28 protein-coding genes are annotated in these 25066 nt (G+C 56.1%); 7 read left to right on the top strand and 21 right to left on the bottom strand.

Going from position 1 to position 25066, the window contains the following annotated elements:
- Positions 1–251: 251 nt before the first annotated feature.
- The 4 genes from F7R90_RS20890 to F7R90_RS20875 all read right to left on the bottom strand — a co-directional run bounded on the left by F7R90_RS20890 (position 252) and on the right by F7R90_RS20875 (position 2953).
- Positions 252–593, bottom strand: coding sequence for a HalOD1 output domain-containing protein (locus F7R90_RS20890; RefSeq protein ID WP_158059516.1), 342 nt, complete (start codon positions 591–593; stop codon positions 252–254).
- A gap of 43 nt (positions 594–636) precedes the next feature.
- Positions 637–1605: a bacterio-opsin activator domain-containing protein gene (locus tag F7R90_RS20885; RefSeq protein WP_158059515.1), complete on the bottom strand. Its 969-nt coding sequence runs from the start codon at positions 1603–1605 to the stop codon at positions 637–639.
- Between the two features lie 227 nt (positions 1606–1832).
- A complete protein-coding gene (locus tag F7R90_RS20880) occupies positions 1833–2624 on the bottom strand; it encodes a GNAT family N-acetyltransferase (RefSeq protein WP_158059514.1) in 792 nt (263 codons plus the stop codon).
- 2 nt (positions 2625–2626) lie between these two features.
- Entirely contained in the window at positions 2627–2953 is a 327-nt protein-coding gene (locus F7R90_RS20875) for a DUF7130 family rubredoxin-like protein (protein ID WP_158059513.1), read from the bottom strand.
- A 203-nt stretch (positions 2954–3156) separates the two neighbouring features.
- Between F7R90_RS20875 and F7R90_RS22930 the strand changes: the two genes are divergently transcribed.
- Both F7R90_RS22930 and F7R90_RS20870 read left to right on the top strand, forming a co-directional pair.
- Positions 3157–3309, top strand: coding sequence for a DUF7837 family putative zinc-binding protein (locus tag F7R90_RS22930; protein ID WP_449272374.1), 153 nt, complete (start codon positions 3157–3159; stop codon positions 3307–3309).
- A gap of 511 nt (positions 3310–3820) precedes the next feature.
- The gene (locus F7R90_RS20870; RefSeq protein WP_368408587.1) at positions 3821–4975 is read left to right on the top strand and encodes an arylsulfotransferase family protein; all 1155 of its coding nucleotides are present in this window, start codon (positions 3821–3823) and stop codon (positions 4973–4975) included.
- Between the two features lie 140 nt (positions 4976–5115).
- Here F7R90_RS20870 and F7R90_RS20865 read toward each other — a convergent pair whose 3' ends face one another.
- The 6 genes from F7R90_RS20865 to F7R90_RS20845 all read right to left on the bottom strand — a co-directional run bounded on the left by F7R90_RS20865 (position 5116) and on the right by F7R90_RS20845 (position 10395).
- A complete protein-coding gene (locus tag F7R90_RS20865) occupies positions 5116–6204 on the bottom strand; it encodes a methyltransferase domain-containing protein (protein WP_158059511.1) in 1089 nt (362 codons plus the stop codon).
- 537 nt (positions 6205–6741) lie between these two features.
- Positions 6742–7734, bottom strand: a complete 993-nt coding sequence (locus F7R90_RS20860) for a sulfite exporter TauE/SafE family protein (RefSeq protein WP_192498522.1) — start codon at positions 7732–7734, stop codon at positions 6742–6744.
- 2 nt (positions 7735–7736) lie between these two features.
- Positions 7737–7886 (bottom strand): DUF7512 family protein, encoded by a 150-nt coding sequence (locus F7R90_RS22925; protein ID WP_449272375.1) that lies wholly within the window; start codon positions 7884–7886, stop codon positions 7737–7739.
- Positions 7887–8250: 364 nt separating this feature from the next.
- Complete coding sequence (locus F7R90_RS20855) at positions 8251–8721, bottom strand: DUF6691 family protein (protein WP_158059510.1); 471 nt, start codon at positions 8719–8721, stop codon at positions 8251–8253.
- Positions 8718–9218 carry a YeeE/YedE family protein gene (locus F7R90_RS20850; protein WP_158059509.1) on the bottom strand — a complete coding sequence of 167 codons (501 nt, stop codon included), beginning with the start codon at positions 9216–9218 and terminating at the stop codon, positions 8718–8720. The genes F7R90_RS20855 and F7R90_RS20850 overlap by 4 nt, the downstream gene beginning before the upstream one ends.
- 1 nt (position 9219) lies before the next feature.
- Positions 9220–10395 (bottom strand): MBL fold metallo-hydrolase, encoded by a 1176-nt coding sequence (locus tag F7R90_RS20845; RefSeq protein ID WP_158059508.1) that lies wholly within the window; start codon positions 10393–10395, stop codon positions 9220–9222.
- Positions 10396–10599: 204 nt separating this feature from the next.
- On the opposite strand from F7R90_RS20845, the gene F7R90_RS20840 reads away from it, so the two are divergent.
- Positions 10600–10842 carry a sulfurtransferase TusA family protein gene (locus tag F7R90_RS20840; protein WP_158059507.1) on the top strand — a complete coding sequence of 81 codons (243 nt, stop codon included), beginning with the start codon at positions 10600–10602 and terminating at the stop codon, positions 10840–10842.
- A gap of 14 nt (positions 10843–10856) precedes the next feature.
- Complete coding sequence (locus F7R90_RS20835) at positions 10857–11441, top strand: DsrE/DsrF/DrsH-like family protein (protein ID WP_158059506.1); 585 nt, start codon at positions 10857–10859, stop codon at positions 11439–11441.
- Positions 11442–11849: 408 nt separating this feature from the next.
- Here the strand turns inward: F7R90_RS20835 and F7R90_RS20825 are convergent, their stop codons facing one another.
- The 8 genes from F7R90_RS20825 to F7R90_RS20790 all read right to left on the bottom strand — a co-directional run bounded on the left by F7R90_RS20825 (position 11850) and on the right by F7R90_RS20790 (position 18613).
- Positions 11850–13136 carry an RNA-guided endonuclease InsQ/TnpB family protein gene (locus F7R90_RS20825; protein ID WP_158059504.1) on the bottom strand — a complete coding sequence of 429 codons (1287 nt, stop codon included), beginning with the start codon at positions 13134–13136 and terminating at the stop codon, positions 11850–11852.
- Positions 13137–13517: 381 nt separating this feature from the next.
- Positions 13518–13877 carry a thioredoxin gene (trxA, locus tag F7R90_RS20820; protein WP_158059503.1) on the bottom strand — a complete coding sequence of 120 codons (360 nt, stop codon included), beginning with the start codon at positions 13875–13877 and terminating at the stop codon, positions 13518–13520.
- A gap of 154 nt (positions 13878–14031) precedes the next feature.
- Positions 14032–14433 (bottom strand): helix-turn-helix domain-containing protein, encoded by a 402-nt coding sequence (locus tag F7R90_RS20815; protein WP_158059664.1) that lies wholly within the window; start codon positions 14431–14433, stop codon positions 14032–14034.
- Positions 14434–14723: 290 nt separating this feature from the next.
- A complete protein-coding gene (locus F7R90_RS20810; RefSeq protein ID WP_158059663.1) occupies positions 14724–15395 on the bottom strand; it encodes a halocyanin domain-containing protein in 672 nt (223 codons plus the stop codon).
- Positions 15396–15573: 178 nt separating this feature from the next.
- Complete coding sequence (locus tag F7R90_RS22870; RefSeq protein ID WP_158059502.1) at positions 15574–15693, bottom strand: CcmD family protein; 120 nt, start codon at positions 15691–15693, stop codon at positions 15574–15576.
- Positions 15694–15696: 3 nt separating this feature from the next.
- The gene (gene ccsA, locus F7R90_RS20800; RefSeq protein ID WP_225741387.1) at positions 15697–16389 is read right to left on the bottom strand and encodes a cytochrome c biogenesis protein CcsA; all 693 of its coding nucleotides are present in this window, start codon (positions 16387–16389) and stop codon (positions 15697–15699) included.
- A 91-nt stretch (positions 16390–16480) separates the two neighbouring features.
- Positions 16481–17173 carry a cytochrome c biogenesis CcdA family protein gene (locus F7R90_RS20795; RefSeq protein WP_158059501.1) on the bottom strand — a complete coding sequence of 231 codons (693 nt, stop codon included), beginning with the start codon at positions 17171–17173 and terminating at the stop codon, positions 16481–16483.
- A 27-nt stretch (positions 17174–17200) separates the two neighbouring features.
- On the bottom strand, positions 17201–18613 hold the full coding sequence (locus F7R90_RS20790; RefSeq protein ID WP_225741386.1) for a c-type cytochrome: 1413 nt from the start codon (positions 18611–18613) through the stop codon (positions 17201–17203).
- A 383-nt stretch (positions 18614–18996) separates the two neighbouring features.
- Here F7R90_RS20790 and F7R90_RS20785 point away from each other — a divergent pair, with 383 nt between their 5' ends.
- The 3 genes from F7R90_RS20785 to F7R90_RS20775 are packed head-to-tail and all read left to right on the top strand — an operon-like array spanning position 18997 to position 23101.
- Complete coding sequence (locus F7R90_RS20785) at positions 18997–19503, top strand: thioredoxin family protein (protein WP_368408584.1); 507 nt, start codon at positions 18997–18999, stop codon at positions 19501–19503.
- Positions 19500–21902: a cytochrome c biogenesis protein CcsA gene (ccsA, locus tag F7R90_RS20780; RefSeq protein ID WP_158059500.1), complete on the top strand. Its 2403-nt coding sequence runs from the start codon at positions 19500–19502 to the stop codon at positions 21900–21902. Before F7R90_RS20785 ends, ccsA (F7R90_RS20780) begins: the two co-directional genes overlap by 4 nt.
- A gap of 8 nt (positions 21903–21910) precedes the next feature.
- Entirely contained in the window at positions 21911–23101 is a 1191-nt protein-coding gene (locus F7R90_RS20775; protein WP_158059499.1) for a carboxypeptidase regulatory-like domain-containing protein, read from the top strand.
- Positions 23102–23118: 17 nt separating this feature from the next.
- Here F7R90_RS20775 and F7R90_RS20770 read toward each other — a convergent pair whose 3' ends face one another.
- Genes F7R90_RS20770 through F7R90_RS20760 form a run of 3 tightly spaced genes read right to left on the bottom strand, consistent with a single transcriptional unit; the run spans position 23119 to position 24847 of the window.
- Positions 23119–23793 (bottom strand): heme exporter protein CcmB, encoded by a 675-nt coding sequence (locus F7R90_RS20770; RefSeq protein WP_158059498.1) that lies wholly within the window; start codon positions 23791–23793, stop codon positions 23119–23121.
- Positions 23790–24554, bottom strand: a complete 765-nt coding sequence (ccmA, locus tag F7R90_RS20765) for a heme ABC exporter ATP-binding protein CcmA (protein WP_158059497.1) — start codon at positions 24552–24554, stop codon at positions 23790–23792. The genes F7R90_RS20770 and ccmA overlap by 4 nt, the downstream gene beginning before the upstream one ends.
- Positions 24551–24847 carry a cytochrome c maturation protein CcmE domain-containing protein gene (locus F7R90_RS20760; RefSeq protein ID WP_449272373.1) on the bottom strand — a complete coding sequence of 99 codons (297 nt, stop codon included), beginning with the start codon at positions 24845–24847 and terminating at the stop codon, positions 24551–24553. The genes ccmA and F7R90_RS20760 overlap by 4 nt, the downstream gene beginning before the upstream one ends.
- Positions 24848–25066: the final 219 nt, after the last annotated feature.

Raw genomic sequence — 25066 nt, 5'->3', positions numbered from 1 at the left:
ATACCGAACACCAGTTCCTCTCTATTGGAACTTCGTTCACCGTTGGTGTCAGTTGACCGGAGAACGGACCATGACATAGCCGTCCGGACCGATCACGTCGGAGAACCAAGTATTCAATTTAGCACAATAGTCATACTACTGGTAAAATATGCTAGCTATATTGTGTTTGGTATATATCGGGTAGAACCCCGCCGTGGATAACGAAGATTCACGAAACACGTATACATAGAACCACAGCGTGTTCTCGGGGGTTATATCGGTTCGTGGACTATTATGTCTCCACTGTTGGAGACAGTGACTGGCCAGCGATCATACGTGAATTGAACTTCGATATCTGTCTCTCCAGCAGACGAAAGAAGAGCCTCGAGTTCGTCGGGGTTAATCACAGAGTAGAGCGGTTCCATGGTCTCGGGCGAGGATCCGGCTGCAACGGCAATCGTCCTAACCACAGTCAGGGAGATAGGTTCGTCGCTCTCCCAATCGTGGCGGGTATGATACGATTTGGTCTGCGGGTCGTATCCAACTTTATCCGCTACCCAGGGATCGGAACCGACGGTATTCGCGTCGTTATGAATTGGCTGGTTTTTTCGCATCAATAGAGGAGAAGGGAGGACGAGAGGTAAGTTCGGTCTCTTACTAGTCAGTCTCAGTCGTGCCGTCAATGTGCATTTCTTCTTCTTCGTCATTGAACCCTTCCATAAGGATCTGAAAGACAAGATACTCCCCTGCACGAAGGTGCTGATGGAACGTCTGGCGGGAAACACCCATGCGGTCCGCTAATTCGTCTCCGGTACTGGCCCGTTGGCGGTTGAAGTATCCGGCATAGTATGCGATTCGGAGTGCCATCCACTGGCGGTCGGTCAAGCGGTCTTCGACGACGGTTCGAAACAATCGAGGCGTGTAGACGAGACGCTGACCGGTCAGTTCCAAATCCGGATACACGTCTTGAACAGCCTCGATGACTGCATCCACGTCGACAGTGGTTGGGAACTCCCCGCTGATTTGTATCGTCTTCTCGTTGAGAGACACTTCCGCCATCCGGCCATCGAATGCGTCGAATGCGGCAAACAATGAGTCTGAGGTAGCGAGGAGTTCCATTCGAAACGTATCCTCTACGGTACTGAGAAGCCGTGTTTCGAGGACCGTCGGGCGGTCGGTGATTAGATCGACGAACGTGTTCACGTTGATATCGGTTATCGTCCAATACTGGAGTTGGGTTCCGTCGTCACGGAAGACAACCCCGTCAACGCTAATCTGGACGTCAGAGCCTCCAGCTTCGAGAACCGCCTCACCGAGTTGTTCAGAGTGAAACTCTAATTCGAGGACGTGTTCGTCGGTGAGTTCGGGAATTGCTTGACTTTGGTCGTCCGATTGTTTGGGCTTCTCTTCGCCCAGTGGTTGCCACCAGATGCGCACTTGCCCACCGACTTTCTTCGTCTGAAGCTGACCGCTCTCAGTTAACGCGTTCAACTTGGCGTAGGCCGTGCGTCGGGCGCAATCGAGGGCGTCGGCCACTTCACTCGTCGAGAGTGATTCCGTGGGGTCTGCTACCTGCTCGAAGACTTCGAGAACGTCCTCGTCAGTAATACGCCCAGAATCAGCCATACCTAGTCCTTCGTCGGCCCAGGTGATAACGTTGAACCAGTCGCTCGTTCTGGATTCGGGGACGATGGTTGCCTGTTATCACATCTTTGCGCCAGCACTTTCGGCCAGCGCTTGTCTCGAATGGGATAACGTGCCCGTAGTCTGTACCGACGAACACAGTGGAATTGTTTGCAATATGCGGTGGACACAGTTTCTTCTCTGTCTTCGAGCGACTGGCGTTCCGTCTGCTAGAGATATGAGCCGTCGTAGTCGTCGTCTGGTTTGCGCGTGTTACCACAGGTCCCACACCGAACGCGCTCCAGTTCGTCCATCGAGACATCTGCAGACCCACAATGCAAGCAGTAGAAACCGTACCGCTCTGAACGGTCGGGGTCGCTGAACGTGGCTGTGAATAGTCCCTCTGAGCCCTGGAACGGGTCATCACCCAAGTAGAGTTCTTCGCCGTCCTCAGTCGTAATCGTCTCCGGATATTCGTCGTCTAGACTGTCTGCGACCGGTTCAGCACTATCGGTGCTTGTTTCCGAAGCGTGGTCGCCGTGCGTGTAGATGTACTCGATGGTTTCGCGGCCCCCGAGGTCTGTTTGGCGTTCGTCTACTTTCTCGTAGTCGAATCGCTCGAAGAAGGTTCCTGCAGACGTGTTGGCTGCGAGCGAAACCGCCCGGAATTCGTCGATGCCGCGCTCTTCGAGTTCCGCGGTGAGTCGTTCGAATAAGGCTGAGCCGAGACCCGCACCGCGGCGTTCAGGATCGACGTGAAGCCACTGAATCTCTGCAGTGTCGTCGCTGATGGTCGCTTCCGTAACTCCCGCGAGTACGTCGTCCACTTCCCCCACTAGTACGATGGTCTCCTCGTTATCGATCCGATCTTCGAGTGCAGACTCTGAGAACGCTGCGTCGATGATCGTCTCGATGTCTTGCGGGCTGAGGGCGTACGAAGTCGTCATCGAACTCTCGACGAGTTCCTGTATTCGCTCAACGTCCCCTGATTCGCCCTTTCGGATGCTCGGTTGGTCTGGCATCGTTAGTCCTCCCGCCACTTGATGACGTTCTCAGACCCACAGTTCGGACACTCCGTTGGTAGTCCATCGTCTAAGTCACCCATCTCACCACAGTTCTCACACCGCCACATGAGGTAGCCTTCTCCGAACTCTTGGCCTGGTTCGTGCTCTTGTTGGGATTCTTGGTCGATGTCGTTCTCGACGTGGTCGAGGTCTTCGTTGATCGCTACCTCGAATCCTTCGTCGGTGAATCCGGATATTTCGCCGAGTTCGTTGCCATCGTCATCGTAGACGGCACGGCCTTGCTCTATCGAACTCGCCGAATCGGACGTAGTCTGGTCTTCGGTCATGCTCCAAATTAACGGGAGGCGCACGGTTGGGTTTGGCGGCCACTTACCGTGGCACGATTAATTCCGACTCAACTATCCTTGATGCGCGAAACAGGGCGATTTAGTGGATAGTACTTCCAACTCTCTCGCGACGTATTGGTGACGCCCCGTCAAGATTCTCTGCCCAGCGATTGACTCATTACTGTGTCCACCCACTACTGAGTGTGGCCGAGAAACAAGAACGGTTGGGCGACTGCCCGAACTGTAGCGAGTCGATAGCCGACCGTGACGTACTCGTCCGATACGAACGAGAAGATGGCACCGAAGGCGTATACGCAGAATGCCCCGGGTGTTGGGAAGTCGTCTCCCCTTCCTGACCAAATTGGGGAGCCACTTGCTGATCAGAATATTCTGGGGTACGACCGGAGTGGAAACCTCCAATAGATTATCGAAACAATCAGCCTAGGCAGTTACTATCTCAACCACAGTGAATGCGAGGAAGGCGTCAGATTCCGGAACTGGGATAGCTGCCAAGGGGAACTTGATGCGCTAACCTCATGTACTGGGACTGGAGGGGCCACAAATCGTTTAGCTGTCGTAGAACTATATTCGGTCTCAATGGTTCGAAAGCGGAGTGTGAGGGTTCTCTTTGTCGCCATACTTATACTGTCAAGTGCCGCAATTGCCAATGCATACGCCTCACCTGCTCGAGGCACTGATTTTCAGGGAAAAAGTCAGTCTGAAATTCGTGCAGAGTCGGGACAGACCGTTCCACCACGAGACAACATCACCGTCATCGCAACCGACTCAAACTCGTGGCTCGGCGACCGAAGCAACGGTCCTCGCGCGCGAGCGGAACTCGTTGCGTTCCGGGCAAACGGATCACTGTTGTACTACAACGATTCGCACACCCGATACTGGGACGTAGACCCCGTTCCGGGAACGAAAGCGACAGTAGAGTATCTCTACGCAGACCACATCTCAGGGGCGAACTGTCCAACTGAGTGGGACCTCAACAGACGAAACGTCCCAGAGGACGTGTGGACGCGCTACGCAAAGTCACACAGCTCCGAGAACGCCTGCACCAGAAACGGTATCGAACGAGTAAACCTCAGTACAGGAAACGTCACTTCGGTGTGGTCCGAGGTCACCCCCGGAAAAGAGTCGACGAGATACCACGATGCCGACCGACTCAACGAGACGCACTTCGTCGTCGCAGACATCTACCTCGACCGCGTCTTCACGATTAACACCACGTCAGGAAACGTCGATTGGACGTGGAACGCCAGCGAATCCTTCCCCCGTTCGACGGGTGGTCCGTATCCGAAAGATTGGACCCATATCAACGACGTCAACATCGTCGAAGACGACCGCATCATGGTCAGTGCTCGAAATCAGGACCGTGTACTCTTCCTCGAACCCGGACGTGGCTTACTGGAGAACTGGACGCTCGGAGAGGAGGACAACTACGACATCCTCTACGAACAGCACAATCCCGATTACATTCCGGAAGAAAATGGCGGACCAGCAGTCGTCGTTGGGGACTCTGAAAACAACCGAGTCGTGGAGTACCAACGCGAGAACGGGGACTGGAAACGCACCTGGACGTGGCAGGACCCATCGATGCAGTGGCCCCGTGACGCTGACCGCCTTCCAAACGGGAACACGCTCGTCACGGACTCGAACGGCAACCGCGTGTTCGAGGTGAACGAACAGGGGAAAGTAGTCTGGAGTGTCCAGATTGCGTTTCCCTACGAAGCCGAACGACTGGGGACCGGTGATGAAAGTAAAGGAGGACCAAGTGCCGCGCGCGCAAACATCGATTCACGTTCAACTGGATTCTCAGGGCAGTTCTGGATCACGTTGAAGGACGTACTTCCAGGGAAGTATTTGAACGGGCTGATGTATATCACTCCGGCGTGGTTCGACATGCCAGCGCTCCTTGCACTCGTCGTCGGATTCGTAAGTGTGATAGGTTGGACACTGCTCGAACTTCGGTGGCGAGTTCAGTGGCGACGATACCGGCCACGCTTCTGGCAGTGAAATTTCGTTGCCAACTTGGAGTCGTCAGGATCAGAATGATAATACAGAGGAGGAGTGCTCTCAGTAGTGATTGGTTCGGCCTCTACAGGCTGAATAGGACGAGTGCCTCGGGGCTTGTCCCCGAGGTACTTCATAACTAGTCATGGCTTCGCTTCGAAGACTAAACTGGTCGGTGTCTCTGCCACGCGGTGAAAGCGCGAAAATCCACCTTCGGTGACGACTTCACGGGTGCGTTCCTCTCCTGCTTGGGCACCGAGTCCGTAGCCGACATCCTGACTGAGCGAGTTCGGCGTACAGGCCACCGTCGAAATCGAGTACGCGAGGCGACCAAACGGGGTGAGGTTCTCTTCGACTTTGTCTTCAGCATAGGGCTCGACAATCATCCATGTCCCGTCGTCGGTGAGCGTCTCTCGGACGTGGGCCGCCACACCAATAGGGTCACCCATGTCGTGGAAGCAGTTGAACATCGTCACGAGGTCGTAGTCGGCTCCATTGTACTCCGATGCGGTTGCGACTTCGAAGTGGACGCGATCACCGACGCCCGCCGCTTCTGCCCGCTTGCGCGCCACTGCTATCGATTCCTCGTGATAGTCGATGCCCACGACTGTCGAGTTGGGGTACGCCTCAGCTATTCGGATCGACGGTGCGCCGTGACCACAGCCAACGTCAGCAATCCGTCCACCTGCTTGTAGCGTCTCGTCTACCCCGTCGAGTGCCTTGATCCAGTCTACCAGATTGGCTCCATAGGATGGCCCGAAGAAGCGTTCGGTGCCGTGGAATACGTCTTCGTCGTGTTCGTGCCAGCCGATGCCCTCGCCCGTTCGGAATGCCTCATTGAGGTCTGGTTCGATCTTGGATGCTGACGCGACTAACTGGAACGCACCCGGCATAAACACCGGGCTCTCCTCGTTGGCTAACACGTACGCCTGCTCGGGTGAGAGACTGTAGCGGTCGGTCTCGGGGTCGTAGGTTACGTACCCGCCAGCGGCCTGCGAGCGTAGCCATTCGCGGACGTAGCGTTCCGTGGTGTTCGTTTCTTCGGCTAGTTCGGCGGACGTGAGTGGCCCTGCTTCGTCCAGTGTGGAATAGAGATCGAGTTCATCTCCGATGATGGCGAGCGAGGCATGGACTGTCGCGCCGAGGTCTACGAGCGACGTTTCCACGAGGTCGGTCAGTTTTTGTTCGTCGATTGAGTCCGCATTCGCGTCTGCTTGGGTTTCAGTTGTCATGGTTCCGTTCCGATACGATCTTCAGCCGTTTGCTTGGGTGTTTTTCGCCCGTGTAATCGTTCCCGTGGACGTCGTGATATGGTTTCGTGCCGATTCAACTGCTGTTGGCTCTTTACGGATTGAATGAATGGCAGGCGTTCGATTGCTGGTAGTCTACAATCGTGTTTGTCTGCCTCTGCCACTTGCGCCACCTCCAGCGACCCCATCGACACCCACCGAGATAAATATGATTAATCGTGATATTCATACAGAACAAGGAAAATACCTGCGCCTCTAGGCGCGGGAGGGTGTCAAGGATAGAATCGATTACGGCGGCGAAAGTCGCTATGCCGCTGGCACAGACGACGAACGTAGTCAGCACCCTAGTCGCCTTAGCCACCGCGTCGCTTTTGAACTGTTCCACAATGCTTGAATCACAGCCATCAGGGCCCGCCCAGAGTGACGAATCTCGCTCACCATCGCGATGCAGACGGCCCTCGTCCGCGAAGTTTCTTCGAAATCGGTTCTTAGAGTGGTGGTCGAATCGGTCCTCTCTGGTTACGTGGTCGTCGTTGTTCCGTTCGATTGCGGTCGCTTCTGGAGTTCTCGCAGCGCGCTGTAGACGACTGCACCGGACACGACAATGGCGGAGCCGAAGATGAGCACGATACTCACCGTTTGGAGTGCTTCGATACCGTATGCGGTGCTGAGATTCTTTGCTGCGACGGCAACACTCCCTGCGAGTAACATTGCAGCGAAGTATCCCTTGATGTCGTCTTCGTCAACGAGTTTAGTGGCGCCTGCACCGATGCGAGCACCGAGCGAACTGCCAGCGAGTAGCGAGATGACGACCGGAAGGGCGATGGAACCCGCTTGTGCGTAGGTGAAGGCACCGAATGCTCCTGAGATGGTAATCTGGAGGATGTCGGTGCCGACAGCGACGCTAGCGGGAACTCCAAGTCCGTACATCATCGCGGGCATGAGGAGGAATCCTCCGCCGACGCCGAGGAATCCGGACAGGATACCGATCGCAAACCCGACGACCAGGATGATCGACGCCGAGACGCGGACGCCGCCGGTCAGTTCTACCATCGGCCATATCTCGATAGATTGGACGGTCTCCGACAGGTCGAAACTCGCCGATTCGTCGGCTTCGCTGCGTGCATCACGGAGGGTGAGTAGGCCAACGATGGCCAGCAGTCCGACGTACGCGACGCTGATGACGATACCGGAGAGCCCTGTCTCTTCGAGGAAGAGCACGACGTGTTTTCCTACTTCGATACCGACGGTCATCCCGATCGTCATGAGCGCTGCCAGTTTGTAATCAACTTGTCCGTGGTTTCGGTGGCGAAGTGCTCCGATGACGCTCGTCCCGAAGACGAACGCGAGGCCGCTCCCGACGGCTACTTTCGGCGCGTAGCCCATCACGAGCAGTGCGGGCGTGACGAGGAACGATCCACCCATCCCGAAGAACCCGAATAGGGTCCCGATGAGGACACCGAACCCGACGAACAACGCGAGCGTGGTTACGCTCAATCCTAGTATCGCCATGATTACTCGCCTTGGATTGTGTTCGTTATTCGTTGGCCAACTGTAGCAGTCAGGACTCCGTAAACGACGTACAGTAGTAGCGCTTCGACTAGTACGACGCCGACCTGTGCGACAGCGTTTGACGTACCGGTCAGTGATTCGATTCCGAACATCATTGAACCTCTAATCTGAATATTGTGCGGTTCATTGACTTCTGCACATCACTCGCTAAACGACAGGAGGTAATAACAGTTTTGCACGAGTTGCACAATACCATATTTGCATAACCAACTGATGGTTCCCCATAAGTTATGTATGACTACGACAACCGAGTACGGCACCAACCACCTGTCACTACGGATCGGTTGTCGGAGTCAAGAATCGACTCCGCGGTGATAGAATTTGCATCGAATAGAACCCCATGCAAACACCCAACCAACCCGAACTGACATACATAGCTCGCAAAACCCATTGCTGAGCTATACCCGATTCCAGAAACAGCTCTCAAGAATCCGAAACCGAACACCGAAAAACCGGTTAGTCCGAGGTAGTCTTCGTTGCGTCGTCGCCTTCGCTGGTCCAGAAGGCACGCAAGTACCCTTGCGTATACGCACCCAGGAACATCCCAACGATGGCGAACAATATCAGGTAGTTCCCGACACCGAAGCTAGCGTATGCGGCGCCCGGACAGATGCCCGACAGCCCCCACCCGACGCCGAAGATCGAACCACCGATGACGACGTTTCGGTCGAACTCTTTGATACGGCGGGTGTACTCCTGCCCGGTCAGCGGTGCGTCGTCGAGATACCGCGTAGCCACCGTAAACGTGACACCAGATACGACTGCAGCACCACCCATCACGAACAGGAGGCCGAAATCATCGAACTGGAGGAAATCCAGCACCACCTCGGGACGCGCCATCCCGCTGATGGCCAGCCCGAGTCCAAATATTAACCCGCCGAGGTAGATGACGGGCAGGAACAACGGGCTCCGTTCGGTCCCACTCATGGTGACACCCCCAGCGCTTGGACGATTTGTGCAGTGCCGATGGCGAACGCCATGAACGTCACGACGTTGATGAGCGACGTATTCGATAGTGACCCGGTGCCACAGACGCCGTGGCCCGACGTACATCCTTTCCCGAGTCGTGTCCCGACGCCGACGAGGAAGCCACCGCCCAGCAACCGCCACCACTGGACGTCGGTCGTCCAGACACCGGGATCAGGAGCGAGTACGAACCCCCAAAGGGCCGCACCGCTGACGATTCCTGCGGTGAAGACGACGCGCCAGCCACGCGATTGGACGTACTTGAAGCGGTTGAACCGTGGCACGTCCGAAACGTACGACAGCGTCGATTCGAAGAACGTACTCGCCCCGGCGATGATACCCGTGGCAAGATAGATAACCGCAGCGCCGAGTCCGACGAGTATACCACCGAGAATGTACGGCAGCACTCCTCGTGGGAAGGGGTCTCCGCCTATCAGTAGCGGTGTGAGTTCACTCATCTTAGTCTGTCATGGCTTCTTCACTGGCTGCACAGTTGTTCGGGCCGAGCTCTAGTTCGAACGCTTTCTCGTCGTCGGGAGATTCCTGTCCGAGGTTCGTGCCGATTATCTCCTCGTAGTTAGCTGGCCGTGGCGGCATGTCCGAGACGATGAAATCGACGAATTCGTCTTTATTCATCGTCAGCGCGTCCATCGTCTCCTCCAACTCTCCGAGTTCGGCAGTGTACGTACCGTCCTCACGTGCAGTCGCCGCGTCGCTGAAGTGTGCCGGTGCGATTTTCGTGTCGTCGGGGTAGGTCAGAACTTTCTGGGTGAGACTCTCGTAGAGCGTTTCGGCCGCGTTCTTCGCGGCTTCCGGGTCTTCGAGGTCCGGTCGGGCGACGCTCTCGGTGAACAGACCGTCACCGGTGAACAACACGTCGCCGACTTTGTAGGAGGTCATTCCAGTCGTATGTCCGGGCGTGTGGACAACTTCGATTTCGACGTCGCCGACCGTGAGGGAGTCACCGTCCGAGACGGTTTTATACGACTGACCGTACTCGACGCCACGTTCCGCAGCCGCTTCGGGGAGAACTGCCGTCGCGCCCGTTTCGTCGGCGAGAGCGCGAAGCCCCGAGATGTGGTCTGCGTGGATGTGCGTGTCGAGCGTGTATTTAAGGTCTGCACCGAGGGCGGTTACGTCCTGCAGGTACTCGTTCGTGAATGCGCGGAGCGGATCGACGACTGCTGCCTCGCCGTCGGAAACGACGAGATACGCCAAACAACCGCTGGATGGGCGACGGTACTGAGCAACCGTTGCGTCCGTGTTCACGTCAAGCTCGGTGTACTCGTAGATTCGTGCCCAGCCGTTCATCCCGTTTTCGAGGTGGTTGACGTCGTAGCCTTCGTCTTCTATGTGTTCGGCAACCATCTCGCTGGATCCTCCCTTCGCACAAAGGACCGTAATCTGCTGGTCGTCCGGGAGGTCTGCGAGTAACTCGTCTGGGATGCCGTCTATGAGTTCGAAGTAGGGGTAGTTCAGTATCTCGACGTTTTCGCCGTCGATTTTCCACTCCTCGAAGTCGCCTTCTGAGCGCGTGTCGAGGATGAAGACGTCTTGGCCGCTGTCGATGCGCTCTTTCAGTTCGGTGGGCGTGATCGATGCAACCGTTTCGTCTGTAGAGGTCGTTTTAGTCATCTTCGCTCATGTCTATCTCCGGGAATCAAATAAGACTTTGCATAGTAATCCAAATCCTCCGCAATACCGTTTACAGAAACACCCTCTAACAGCCGTTTCGGGCCTCATTTAGTGGGCGTCTTATAGTGGTTGTGGGGGTAAACCGGATTACTACCGACACACTTTTCACTTGCCCGGTGAGTATTGTGGGGTGAAGTCAATACCATGACTGACTACGAAATCAGCGAAACACTCGACGTGAAAGGACAGAGCTGCCCAATGCCCGTGGTAAAGACGAAACAATCCATCGACAGTCTAGACGAAGGAGCCGTTCTCGAAGTCCTCTCGACCGACTCCGGTAGCATGAGCGACCTCGGCGGTTGGGCCGATACGACCGACGGCGTCGAACTCCTCGACCAGGAAGAAGGCGACGGCCTCTACAAACATTACGTCCGGAGGACGGCGTAACACGAACCCGAACGATGAGTACCGATACTACCAACGGGTCCACAGACACTGATACCGAATCAGAAGTGGCGGCCCTCGAATCACGCATCGATGAACTCGAATCGCAACTCGACAGTCTCGAAAGCGAGACCGAGGAAGAGAAAAAGAAGATGTCGATCATCGCGACGAAGGGAACGCTCGACATGGCGTATCCGCCACTGATTCTGGCGAGCACGGCGGCGGCATTCGGGTGGGATGTAACTGTCTTCCACACGTTCTGGGGCCTCGATATCCTTCACGAAGAGCACTCGAAGGATCTGCAGCTAAGTTCGGTCGGAAACCCGAGCATGCCAGTCCCGAACGCGATTGGTGCGTTACCAGGCATGGACCGAATGACGACGAAGATGATGGAACAGAAAATCGAGAACAACAACACTGCGTCCATCGAGGAACTCCTCGAGACGTCGCTCGATATGGGCGTCGAATTCCAGGCCTGTCAGATGACGATCGAACTAATGGACTACGACGAGGATAACTTCTACGATGGCGTCACCACCGGTGTTGGTGCTGCGACAGCTATCGAGGATATGGCAGAAGCCGACATCCAACTCCTCGTCTAAGTCCAGTAACTAGTTTTCCGGTGCAGGTTCGAGATCGGGACTCCGAACGCAAGAATTCCAGAACCAGTCTAGATAACCACGCGACCCAAACGACTTTTGAAAGTAGAGAACCGAGTGCGGGACATGCCCTCTGAGAAGCTCTGTCCGGACTGTGAAGAACCATTAGAGCAAATGGAGCTACAAGGAACCGACACCATGGGAACGCTATCGATCGTCTCAGACGCGTCAGACGAGGGCTTTCTTAGCAGTGTCCGGGCAGACGAAATTCTCACACCAGTGCCCTACGTCTGTCCTCAGTGCCGACGAACTCTCGTCTATGCCGAAGAGTGACCATCAGACGCGAAACACCTCACTCTGTTGAATTCTGGAGTCGGCGAAGTTTCGATAGCCGTGGTAAACTACCCCACCCTACTCACTCACGGCGTGGCCGTTCGCTTCGTGGAGGGTGGGGCTTTCGCGTGGACTCCCGTTCTGGCCGCCGTCGGCGGCAGGCACATAATCGCCGTTCACGTTCAGTGTCCCGCGATTCAAGCGCACGTTTACGGGTGCGCCTCCGCCCGACGACTTTTGCGCTGAACGGAGATACTTTAGACCGATATTCTTCGCTGCGTTGTAGTCCGCGTGGGGCGAGTACCCGCATTTGAAGCACTCGAACACGTCTTGCCCATCTGAGGTCGGACGATTGTCCTCGTGGGTGAATCCGCACTTGGAACAGCGTTGGGAGGTGTACGCAGGACTCACCTGTTCGGCCGAGATACCGACGATTTTGGCTTTGTACTCGACGTAGTCGAACAGTCGTCGGAACGCCCATGCGTGGAACTTCTTGGCGGGGGGCAGCCGTTTACGGATCCCCGTTAGGTTCTCGAACGCGATTACCTCACAGCCGTTCTCGATGGCTTCTGCGACGAGTTCTTTCGAGACGGTGTGTAAGAAGTGGTCGTAGCGTCCCGTCTCGGTGCGTCCGACTGACTGAATATTTTCGTGGGCTGCCCGCGTTCCACGCTGTTGTAGCGACCCGCGCCGTTTCTCGAACTCGCGGTGCCAGTGGTTCAATTCTGACCCGTTCCAGAACGTCCCCGTAGAAGTGACGGCGACGTTTTCGATGCCGAGGTCAACGCCGAGGACTGTGCTGTGCCCGTCGTTGCCTTTATCGGCAGTCTCAGACTCCACATCCGCCTTTGTTCGGACGTGAAGGTAGAACTCGCCGTTTCGGTAATGAAGTTCTGCACCAGTCACTTCGTAGTCGTCGTTGAATAAGTACTCCGAGTGGGGCGTCTCACGGCTTTCGTCGGGGAGGACGTAATTGACGGTGATGCGTCCCTCAACAGTTGAGAGCGTGGCGTGGTCGTCGTTGAATGTCGCGCACCGCTTGTCGTAGACGAGCGTCGGGGCAGTGAAGTGGGGCTTCCCCGCGTAATCACCTTGCTTCCACCGAGCGACGGCACTCTGGACGGCGTCGGCGGCCTTGTTGCGAGCGTTCTGGACGAGATTCGCTTGCAGTCGCGTCTCGGCCCGCACATCGTCGTAGGTTTCGCGCTGGAGTTTGGCTTTGCTCGTAGTCTTGTATTCGCCTTTCCAAGCGTAGCCAACGACGTAGTTAGCAGCCCGCAAAAACTCGGAGATGGTTTCGTGGAGGAGGCTGGCGTCACTGTCGGCCACGTCGAGTTTGACGAGGACGGTGCGACGTACCTCCATCCGTACTTCAGATGAAGCACTATGTTTTTAAATCGATACCGGTTCGGTGGGGGAGTGAGTCACCCATCGATCGCGGTTGGTGTAGTGCCGAGTCGGTTTCCTCTCCGACCTACTCGCTTGTTACGCTCGCTCCTTGAGGTCGGAGGCTCCACCTTGCATTACGCTGAAGTCTTCTCCCGTTTTCGACCCACCGTCTGTATCACCGCTTATGGCTTCAACAGGGCGGAGAATGCCTCCCGCTTGATCTTCGACTGCGAGCCGAGGGATGTAGTATCGGTGTCTATCAGCAACTAACTCTCACTGTGAAAAAATTAAACGGGCTAGAATAGGAAGCGTACCAGGTAGCGGAATTCACCTGGAATTCGACGCTACGTTCCTTCCTCAATTCGTGTAGTTTTCGATCAGTGAGCGGAGTTGGTCTTCACCTTGGACCCCGACGATTTCCTCGACTTGCTGACCGTCTGCAAACAGAACGAGCGTTGGAACGCCTTGGACGCCGTACGCTCTGGCAAGTTGCTGGTTGGCGTCGACGTCGACTTTCGCGATTGCGGCGTCCGTCTCGGCGGCTAGTTGTTCGACGACCGGGGCAAGCATTTGACATGGCCCACACCAATCTGCGTAGAAGTCCGAAAGCACGACGTCGTAGTCGCTTACGAGTTCATCTAAGTCGTTCTGGCTGTCGATTGTAACAGGTTCGCTGGGAGTGTTCGCTCCAGCGTCGGTTGATGGTTCAACTGTCATCACTTCAGTGTAGAGCCTGGACAGTAGTTAAGTGTTTTGTGAATATTGCGCAATACTATGTGTGTTATTCGAATCGGAGACCTACCCACCAGTACCTCTAAAGTGAACATCAAACGACGTGAAAGAGTTGGAGAGACGAAAACTAGTATACGTCTTAGCCTTCGAGGAGGGCGTTCGCATCAGGTTGGTCGTACTTGTCTTCGAACTCCTGAATGAGTTGGCCCATCTTCGCATACCAATCGTTGAGCATTCGCTGCATCTCATCGGTGATCTGGGACGGAGCTACTGGCTCATAGACGTGGTAGTAGCCGCCGTCGTCGTAATTGATCTGTTTCTTCTGAATGAACCCTGCTTGAAGGAGACGTTGTATCGCTCGATACGCTGTCGAACGTTCGCGCTCAACTGTCTCGGCGACCTCGTCGATAGTGAGTGCCTCCTCGGCATCCACCAACGCTCCAAAACACTCTTTGTCGAGTTCTTTGAGGCCGTGGAAGCAATGCAGGAGACCTTCACACTCCATGTCCTGTTCCAGTTGGTCTGACATCGAATCTGGCATCATTGTTCATCGAAAGATAGCTACTACGCGAGTAAAAGGCTTTTGTAGGTATTGTGCAATTCTCGATTATTCATAGCTGCCCTACCTGCCCGGGACAGGTGTAGACGTTGAGACAGCCCGGAGTTGATTCCTTAGCGAGTCGCGGTATTGTAAATCTTCGCGTCGCTGCCCACCGTCGGACTCCGTCGATACGCGCGCTCGCCTGTCACGTCTTGGCTGACTGATGCCACGGCTTCGACGAGAGGATTATCGATGGATTCGGCTGTTCTGACGCTCCTAGATTCGAAATCTCAATCTTCCCGATCTAGGAGACTGATCACTCCTAACAAGACGGGTGAGAGGAACGCCATGACCATTCCCGTAATTACGGACGCACTTACGAACGAGATGGAAAAGCCGTCTGACTCGGGGTTTCCTCCTTCCGATGCGTTACCACTGCTATCTTTGCTAGACGACCCTAAGTCGAGTTGACTTGGGTCTTTACCTCCGGAGCCTCCGACGACGACAGCGCCTTTCATCCCCATCATTTTGTGGGGGCTGCAGTAGTACTTGTGCTGCCCTTCCTTTTCGAACGTGTGAGTGAACGTCGCTCCCGCCTTCGAGTTCATCGAACTTTCGAACGACCCGCCTTTTGCGATGACGTTGTGGCTACCTCCCTTCCCAGTCCACTTCCAGGTAACTTTCGTTCCAGCGTCCACTCGAATTGCAGCAGGCGCGAACGCGTAGTTACTACCGTTCCCTTTCGCACCGACGTGAATCGTCACGTTGCTCTTCCCTGTAAAGTCGTACGTCCCTGAAAAGTTGCTCGTGTTACTGAACCAGTCGCCATAATCTGGACCGCTTTGTGCTTTCCCTATCCCAACCGAGGTTTGTGACACAGCAGTCGCTCCGGTAGCTATGCCGACTCCACGTAAAAACGACCGTCTTGTTGCCAGCCCATCTGATTGAGAGCCGTGGTTCATACGAACTACAATATTGTAGGGTTGTGATAAAACTATGGGAAACTGTCTTTCAAGCGAGGCTGCGCCCCCATACTACACGATTAGCGTGACAACTCAGCAAAATGATTCGACTAGAAGCAAATGGAATTTAGCCGGTGGGTGGGTGTCCGTATCTGTTCGAGTTCGTCGGCGACGGGCCTCAATCGCGGAGGTCCGCCACCCGGGATTCTACTTTGCTCATACGCCGTTGCAAGTGGACGACGTAGCCAAAGAACGCGACGAACAATGCCGTGTATCCGGCGAGGAGTAGTGGTTCCATTCGTTAGTCCCTCCTTGGTGCGTGGAGTCGAAGTACTTTGTCTTCCAGTTCGTGAAGATTGATGCGAAGACCGACGAGGTAGAAGTAGAGGAACGTCGCTGCAATCACCGAGACGACGAGCGTGAGCGGGTCGATGTTGGCACTGACCTGTGGGTTCCCGACAGTGGTTTCGTGGAACGTCGGAATCCAAAGACGAGTGGATAGATACGAGATGGGTACCGTCACGAAGCCGATGACGCCGTACACTGCTGCGTACAGTTCGTCGTTACTTCGTTCGGTCGCGGAGTATACGATGAGGTAGCCCGCGTAAATGAACCAGACGAGCAGAAACGTCACTAGTCGAACGTCGGTCCACTCCCACCACGAGTTCCAGATAACCTTCCCCCACATGCTTCCCAAGACCAGCGTCAGTGTCGCAAACATGAAGCCGATTTCACCGGCACTGTGTGCAAGGCGGTTCCAGAACCGTCCACGATAGCGGAGATACAACGCACTCCCGAAAAACGTCGTCGCGAGCGCGGCGGCGGCGACCCACGCGAGTGCGATGTGCCAATACGCCAGCAAGTTAGCACCGTGTTCGATTCCATACATCGTATCGGATGCGACGCCGAACACCAGTCCCATCGAGACGACGCCCGTGACGAGCGTTCCCCACTTGACGCCTCTACTCTCGACGAGCCATCGCAAAGCTCGCATGAGACGACTGAGTACGTTACTGAACCCCATCATTGTCGTATTTCTCTGCCGATTCTCCGTGTCATCGTCGTGTTATCTTTGTGTATCATTCTTAGAGTAGTTCGATAAGTGATGCGAGTGCTAGTTTGTCCAGTCCAAACAGCATCGCCACGCCGAAGGCGACGAAGCTGTACCCGGTTATCGTCTGGACGTGTTCGGTGAGGCCATCGTCGAGGACGGGACCGAGCACCTGACGGCCACCGAACTTGGTCGCGTACGCGACGCCCAACAGGGGAATCGAGAATCCGACGCCGTACGTGAACAGAAGTAACGCGCTCTGTGTGATGTCTCCGGTCGTCCCGACGAATGCAAGGACACCGCCGAGGACAGGACCGACGCATGGCAGCCAGATAACTCCGAGTAGCAATCCGACGACGAACGCATTCGCCAACGGATGGCGTTCTTCATCTACAACCCCGGTTGCGGAATTCGCGCTACTGACGAACTTCCTCGTGTACCGAGAGTATATTTCGTTGAGGTCGTCGTCGGCCATAACCGCACCGAACGCCACCATGAGAATAGCGAACGGCGCCCGAATGTCGTCCGGCGTGAGCGCGCCGATCATCCCCGTCGCAACGCCGAGAATCGTGAACATCAGCGTACTTCCGGAGACGATTGCAACTGGTCGCAGTCGATGCCCGGTACCGCCGACTACAAGCACGGGAATCATCGGGAGACAGCATGGTGTCAGTATCGTCACGATGCCAGCAAGGAACACCGCAGCAGTCGTCGGGACGCCTGCCATATTCGAAAAATTGTGTACCGTTCGAGTTCAGCTCGCTTGATTCTCTCGTGCTTTTGCGGTCGAGTCGCCGTTAGCCATCGCGTCGGTTACGGCACCTCGAACGGTCAGCGACGCCGAACTGTTCGTCTGCGTCGAGTTGTTTGAACTACCTGAATCCTCTGCGTACTTCCAGTTGGCGTACGTGTTGGACTTGTTCATCCACGTCGTCTTCCACGACCCCTCGACCGAGGTGTTCTTCATCGGGTCGTCGTACTTCGAGTAGTCCTCGGGAATCACGCTCTTGTTTATCGGTTGGCTCCCGATTGGGATGCCAGCGATGAGGAGCTTCTTCGTCATGGGATTCATGTCGTAACCCCAGTGCTCCTGAGCGCGTTTGTAGTAGATGCCTTCTTTCTTCACGCCTGCTTCCTCCCAGTCTTTGGGTTGGCGTGGAAGGTGCGGCCGCTTGTGTGCGTTCATGAACCCGGCGACGTCTTGGACGTCGTCCCAGTCTTTGAACGAGTGTGCGGTACCGTATGGCATCGCTTCGCGGATGAAGCCTGCCGAGGTGTACAGTCGGCCCATCCCGGCACCGTCGTTGAAGGAGTTCGGGCCCCACAGTGGTGGGTACTGACCTTTCTTCCCTTGGCCGTCCTTGCCGTGACAGGACGCACAATTCTCGAGGTAGAGTTTTGCGCCGCGCACCGGGTTCACTTCCGGAACGGGCTTCTTCTCGTTACCTTCCGGCTTCTCGATGTGTCGCCAGTAGGGCACTTTTTGGCTCGGCGTTCCCTTGTTCAGCCAGACCATGTAGGTCTCCATGGCCTGGATTTCTCTGCTGTCGTAGGCTGGGACGCCCTTCTCGGCGTTGGCTGCGTCCATGCTCCGGAGGAAGCAACCCATGATTCGCTGGCGCATGTCGCGCATCCGCTGGGTACGACCCGTCCATTCGGGATACCCCGAGGCGGTGCCGACGAGCGGAATCATGTCGATGTCTTGGCCGACCATGCCAGTCGTCGTCGGGAGCGACCCACCGCCGTGACAGTTCGCACACGACATGCGGGTGCCGCCCGTGTACCCAGGCATCAGTTTGGACGTGTTAGCGAAGAGCCGACGTCCGTACTTGACGAGTTCCCGGCGATTCTCGTTCTCCGGGAGTGTCGAGTTGTTCATTTTCTTCGGCTGGAAGTTGACCTTGTTACCAGCCGTTTCGTTCTTGTATTTCATACCATCCTCTCGGAGGTCCTCACTATACCACTCGTAACCGCTCCATTCGCCGGGTAAGTCCAGGATACCGCCACCGCCGCCGCCCGATTCTGCGGCTGGTTGGCCACTCATGTAGTCGTTGCCCGTGAACGCGAGCAGTCCGTTGACTGCGAGTGTGACCACGACCGCCATGACGGCGACGCTAACTATGAGGAGTACCGGCTTGAGTAATAACGTTGAATCGCCTTGACTCATGTTTCGTCTTGTTCCATCTCTTCTCCTACCATTTCATTCCACACTTGGTCTTCAAACGATATTGACCAATACTCCCACTACTGTGATAAACATTTTCATAGCTCTGCGTAGGAATTAGGTGATGTGAAGAACGTAACCCCGCCGATAACATAACTGATTGAAGATGATATGTAGTAGAGCCGCCACCACCCCTGCTTATTCGCACGAAATAGCTGTATTACGGCCGATTTGATTGATCTGGCCTCTCGCCCGTACCTATTCTTCTGTTCGAATAACTAATAGATAATGAATCTATCTCACCACGAAAACGAATCCACAAGAGAAAATTGACCAGTAGTGGAGATGCAGTACACTTTTGCAGCGGTGGTCGTATACTGAGAGTCATGCCGATAACTCCGCGGAAAGCGTCTACCCTCGCGTTCTTCGCGCTACTTCTGGGAATCGGATATCTCTCGATGCACGCAGCACCGGTGTTGAGCGACGAAAAGTACTCCTACCACGGCGATACGAAATGGCGAACCGATTTTTCGCAAGCTGAACAGGTAGCTGAGCAAAAGGACAAGCCCATCGTCGTCTACTTCTGGACGACGTGGTGCACCTACTGTGAAGACTACAACCGCAACGTCTACTCTGACCCTGCGGTCCAATCTAGTCTCGACGATTTCGTCTTAGTCGCAGTCAACCTCGACAGCGATGCGCGCGAACCGTCCCGTCTGAAGCAGAAGTACAACGTCAACTACCCACCACAGCACGTCATTATCACACCGGATGGTGAGGTGCTGACCCGCATCTCGGGATACGCGCCCAAACAGGACTTCCTCGCCTATCTCGAACGCGCGAAACAGAAATCGAACGGCGCTAATACGACGAACGGAGGTGGGACCAAATGACGCCCGGGACAATCATCCTACTGCTAGCGTTTCTCGCATTGGTCTCCACGACGGCTATCCTCACGAGAGGATACGTCGCAGACAACGACCAGTATCTAGACTACGTGAAACCACTGCTCGGGGGTGCCGTCGTCCTCTTATCGAGTGCGCTTTTGCATCTCACGTACCAGTTCGTCAGGACCGACTACTCGAACGCGTACGTCTGGCACAATACGGCCGACTATCTCGGGTTACTCTACCGCTTGACTGGCGTCTACGCGGGTAATGAAGGGTCCATCCTCCTATGGGCGACCATCGTCTCGTTCGTCGCACTCGCCGCCGTGCTCTTCCGTGGAATAGACAGTCGTGGTGGGAAACTCGTGCAGGCGCTTACGGTCGGTATCGTCACGTACTTCACCGGAATGCTGTTGCTCAGGAGTCCCTTCGCACCGGTCGGGAATGAGTTCCCCAACGCTCCTGCGGGGTACGTTCCGACGAGCGGACAGGGGCTGAACCCGCTCCTCGTGGACCCATACATGGCGATTCACCCACCGGTCATGTTCGCGTCCTACGCACTCCTTACGATGCCGTTCGCCATCGGTGCAGCACACTTCATATCGCTGCTTCGTGGGAATGGCGGCCTCTTCTCGACGTGGATCGGAAGTGTCACCCGCTGGCTACGATTGAGTTGGCTGTTCCTGACCGCCGCCGTCGCACTCGGCGGTCTCTGGTCGTACACAGTCCTCGGATGGGGTGGCATCTGGGCGTGGGACCCAGTCGAAACTGCGATTTTGATTCCGTGGTTGTTCCTCACTGCGACACTTCACGCGGTAACGCGGTACCGCCCCAATGGGGACTACCAGATTCTGGCTCCGGCGATGACCGCGACGACGTTCGCGCTGGCCGTCTACACCACGTCGGTCGTCCGGAGCGGAGTCTTTCGAAGCATTCACTCGTTCGCGTCCGGTGGTATCGGCGTCTCGCTCCTCGTGTTGATGGGGATCACAGTGGTCCTCGGTGTCATCATTCCGTTCGGCTACTGGCTTTTCCAGGACGGCGACGAACGGCAACGCGACGGGGAGTGGATTACGCGGTCGAACCTCCTGCACGGTGCCGTTCTCCTCCTCGGACTATTGACGTTCGTCTCGCTCTGGGGGCTGACGTTCCCAGTCCTCAGGGACGCAATAACTAGTATCGAGGTCTCAGTCGAACCACGATACTACAACCTCTGGAGTTTCCCGTTCGTCATCGCCACTATGCTACTGCTCGGATTCTACATGGACTTCGACGTCGAGGATCGCCGTCGTAGCCTCGTCGGTCTGGGCGTCTTCACGGCCGGGACAGTCGTAGCCGCGTTCGTTGCACCCTCGGACGCGTGGCGACTCGCTTCGACCTCGCCGAGCGGTTCGTTCTTCTACACTATCATCGGGAGCGTGAGCGCGTTGGCGGTCCTCCCACCGGTTGCGTACGTCTGCCTCAGTATGCTAAAGCGCGCGTCGGTTCGAATTCCTGCGGCCGCCGGACGGCACGCGAAACTCAAGGAGACGGGTATCACGACCATCCACATCGGGGTCGCGCTCCTCGTTCTCTCACTGCCGCTCATGTATCTCCTCGGCGGGCAAGCGTCGGTCATGGCGACGGGCATCGGAAGCGGTGCAGTCGATTCGTCCAAAAAACCGATTGCGGGCACCGATTACTCGATTCGCGTTCTCGGGTATTCGAGTTCTGAGTTCCCACGAAATCCTGCAGTCGAGTCGTACGCGCTCTCGCCGCGAAATATAATCTCACGGGGTGAGTCACTCAACGGGACGGTCCAGACCGTGTACGGCACGGTGACGAACGTCCGACAAGGCCAGCGGGCTACGGTCGTACAAATCGATAATTCGAGCGTCTGGGTCGGCCTCCCGAACGCGAACGAGTCTAGCGTGTCGGTCCAGCAGGGACAGCGCATCGTCGCCAAGGGTCGGCTCATGTGGGACTTCGTGCCGAGTGCCGATGCGATGGTTCTCTCTCGTCCCTCGATGATGGGGTCGGTGCAATCGCCACCGGAGAGCGTCGTCCCGACGCGAGTCAAGGCGAAAGGCGTCTCGATGGCGGTCTATCGCGGTGGGAACGAGGTGACGAGTGGGGTTGCGGGCCAGCGTCGCTACGTCCAACAGGGCGGTATGCAGGTTCGTGACGTCATCATCGACCGAGGATTGATCTCTGACACCTACGTCATCGTCGGCGTTAGCGATGGAACTGCTTCGGTTACGGTTAAGCGGATTCCCATGATGACAGTCATGCGACTCGCAATCCTCATGCTCCTCGTGGGGATGTCACTCGTCCTACTCTACGACCCCGCACACGGGGTTCGATCGAACGTACGTACTAGGGGTTCCGAGAATGCGGCCAGTACAGACACCGAACCATCTGACTAACGAACATAATGCTACGAAAAACAACACTCGTACTCGGACTCGTCCTCGCCAGTATCGCCTTCGCCACCGTCGTCGGTGCGACGACGACCGTCAACGGTACAGTTACGGTCGAAAACGGAACTGCTGACGGCGCGAACGTCACCGTGACGCCGATGACGCAAGGGTTCAAGAAGATGGACGACCCGGTCCGGACGACTGTCGATGGCAAGCAGTTCTCTGCGGACGTGCCAGACGCACCGTTGTACCTCGTCGAGGTCGTCCACGACGGTGCAGTCCACTCGGAAGTTCTCCGTAACGAGACCGCCGTATCGATGCGACTCAATCGGTCGCTCTCGGGGACCGTCGTGAACGAGACGGGCGAACCTCGAACGAACGCCACCGTCCAACTCGTTAGTGGGACGGGCTACTCGGTGGACCGGACGAAGGTCGGCCAGAGCGGGACGTTCGAGTTCGGACCGCTCCAGTCGAATCAGTCGTATCGGATTCAGGTCGTTGCAGACGGCGTGCCCTACCTGCGTACCATCAACACCTCCGAGACTTCGACTGTCACTATCGAGACGCCGCCACCAACCGACGACAAGTCGGTGTTGAACGTTTCCGGTGGGAACCCAGCGAACCACGTCCTGCAGGTGCTTGCACCGCAGAATGCGTCACAGTCGCCGACCGTAGTCGAGACGCTCACGCTCCGAAACACGGGTGACCGTCCGTACGTCGGGACAGTTACCGTCGTCACGCCCAATGGGTCGAAACCTTACTCGGCGATGTTCCAAGGGCGACAGACGAGTTATCGTCAAACCAGTCGTGGCGTCGAAATCAACGTCACGGTCCCGGCCAACAGTTCGGCCCGCATCGGGGTCGCCTACGATATCAACGGACGGACGTTCAAGAAGACGTTCGGTCACAACTCCACCACGGTCGCGGTCGTTCTCAGAGGATACGAACCAAAGAAGGTGAACCACTCTGCGAACTTGGAAGTCGGCGACTCACCGATTCCCCTTCTGACGAACACGGAACCGATAACGAACGGCGACACAGTTCGACTCGAACTCACTGCCCCGAACACGTCGGGGTCTGGAACCAACGATGCTGAACAGGCGTCTGCGGAGAGTAACTCGATGCCGACGTTCCCTGCCATCCCGCTGTTAGGTGGGTTAGTCGCTATCGTCGGTGGTGGGTTCGTCGCGTATCGAGTCTTGTAGTCGAATCAGATTTTGACTCACTCTTCGACGACGTAGTCGAAGACAGCTATTCCGGCGAGAAAGAGAATTCCCGTGTACGAACACAGTAGTTGTAACCACGTCGTCGTCGGACGGCCCGACGATAGTGCATCTGTTATCTCGACGCCAGCAAGAAGCACTGGCACCACGAGCGGCACGAGAAGTACCGGGAGAACGAGTTCGTCCAGCGTCGACCGATGAGTGAGCGTCGAAACGACGACTGCGACGGCAGCGAATCCGAACGCTGCGACGACGAGCACGCCAACAAGCGAAACTAGTGTGGTCGGAGTGGGTGCGTACCCGAGGAAGACTACCGCAGCAGCGAGTGTCACTACGTCTACGATGATGACGAAGAACGCCGTGCTAAGAACTTTCCCGACGTAGATGGCCGACCTGTCGACGGGTGCAAGCAATAGACCGTCGAGTGCGGCGTTCCGTGCTTCGATACCGACCGTCTTCGTGACTCCGAGCGTACCGGCGAACACGAACGCGATCCAGAGCGCGCTTCGTCCCACGATTCGTGGGTTGGCGAACGTCTGGACGAAACTAAAGGCGAACGTGATGACGACTAACAACGAGAACACTGTGGCCGTCGTCGTCACTTGTTTCGTCCGTATCTCGATTATCAGGTCTTTCCTGACGACGTGATAGATGGCAGAGAGAAAATCGCTCATTCGTGTTCGACTGTCGTCTCCTCCGATGGCAGTCCAATTGTCTCTCGGTACCGTTCTTCGAACTCCTCACTCGAAAGCGATGTCGTCGAAAAGTCGGCTTCGAGTCGCCCGGAATCGAGTACGAGTGCTCGTGAACAGTGGCTCAGGCCGCGTTCTAACCCGTGTGTGGTCAGGACGATGGTCTTCTCCGTCAGGTCGTTCAGCGCGGCCGAGAAGTCAGCACCGGCGCGCTGGTCGAGTCCAGTGTACGGTTCGTCGAGCAACAGCAGGTCTGGGTCGTGGAGGAGGGCTCTCCCGAGTGCGAGTCGTTTCCGGAGTCCGTGAGAGAATTCGGGTGGGCGACGACTTGCGCGACTGGTGAGGCCGACCGTTTCGAGAACTTCTTCGGTCTGTCGAGTGACTGAACTGAGTCCGTGTAAGTTGGCGTGAAAGTGGAGGTTCTCGCGCGCCGTTAGTTCGTCGTAGAGCATCGAATCGTGTGTGACGACGCCGATTCGTTCGCGGAGTCGCTGATTGTCGAGTTCGAATTCGGTGCCGTGGATCGAGACGGTCCCTCTCGTCGGTCGTGTAAGACCAGCTAGCATCCGGAGAAACGTCGTTTTCCCCGCACCATTCGGTCCGAAGAGACCGACGGTTTCCCCTCGTTCGATTTCGACCGAGAGGCTATCGACCGAAACGAACTGCCCGTACTCCTTCGTCAGGTCCACTGTCCGAATCGCTAGCGGTTCTTGCTCCGCAACTGGAGACGTCTTCGCCGTCATCGCTCGTTCTTGTTGTCGCTACCTTCGTGGGCTCGGACGGAGAGCTTGTTAGCCACTAACTTCCCGTTCCGATACTCACCTTTTGCCACGACGATTCGACCGTTCTGTAAGGTTTCGGGAAGCGGTTTATCGTACACTACTTCGATCGTGGCGTTGCCGTCGGTCACGTCGAAGGTAGTCTTCGTCCCCGACGTGTCGAGATTCCTCACAGACCCTTCGAGGTTCACCCATTCACCTTGATAGTCTTCGTGAGCAAGGTTCGTCGGCGTGACGAACTCTGTCGTGGCGCTCATCGTAGTAGCTCCGACTCCACCGAGGAGTACGATGATGCCGACGCCAACGAAGAGAAGCTTGTTTTTCCGTCGCACTATTGGGCATTTAGGACACGATTGGTATTATTGTATCGGAGTATAGCTACACTTCACTCGGGGGTCCCCCAGATAAATATATTATATCTCATAGTAATTCGCGCAAATTTTCAAAACTAGCAAATCGACAGTTGCAATTTATAC

It is taken from the genome of Halorussus halophilus, assembly GCF_008831545.1.
GTDB classification, from domain to species: Archaea; Halobacteriota; Halobacteria; order Halobacteriales; family Haladaptataceae; genus Halorussus; species Halorussus halophilus.
This window is presented reverse-complemented; position numbering and strand designations above follow the sequence as displayed.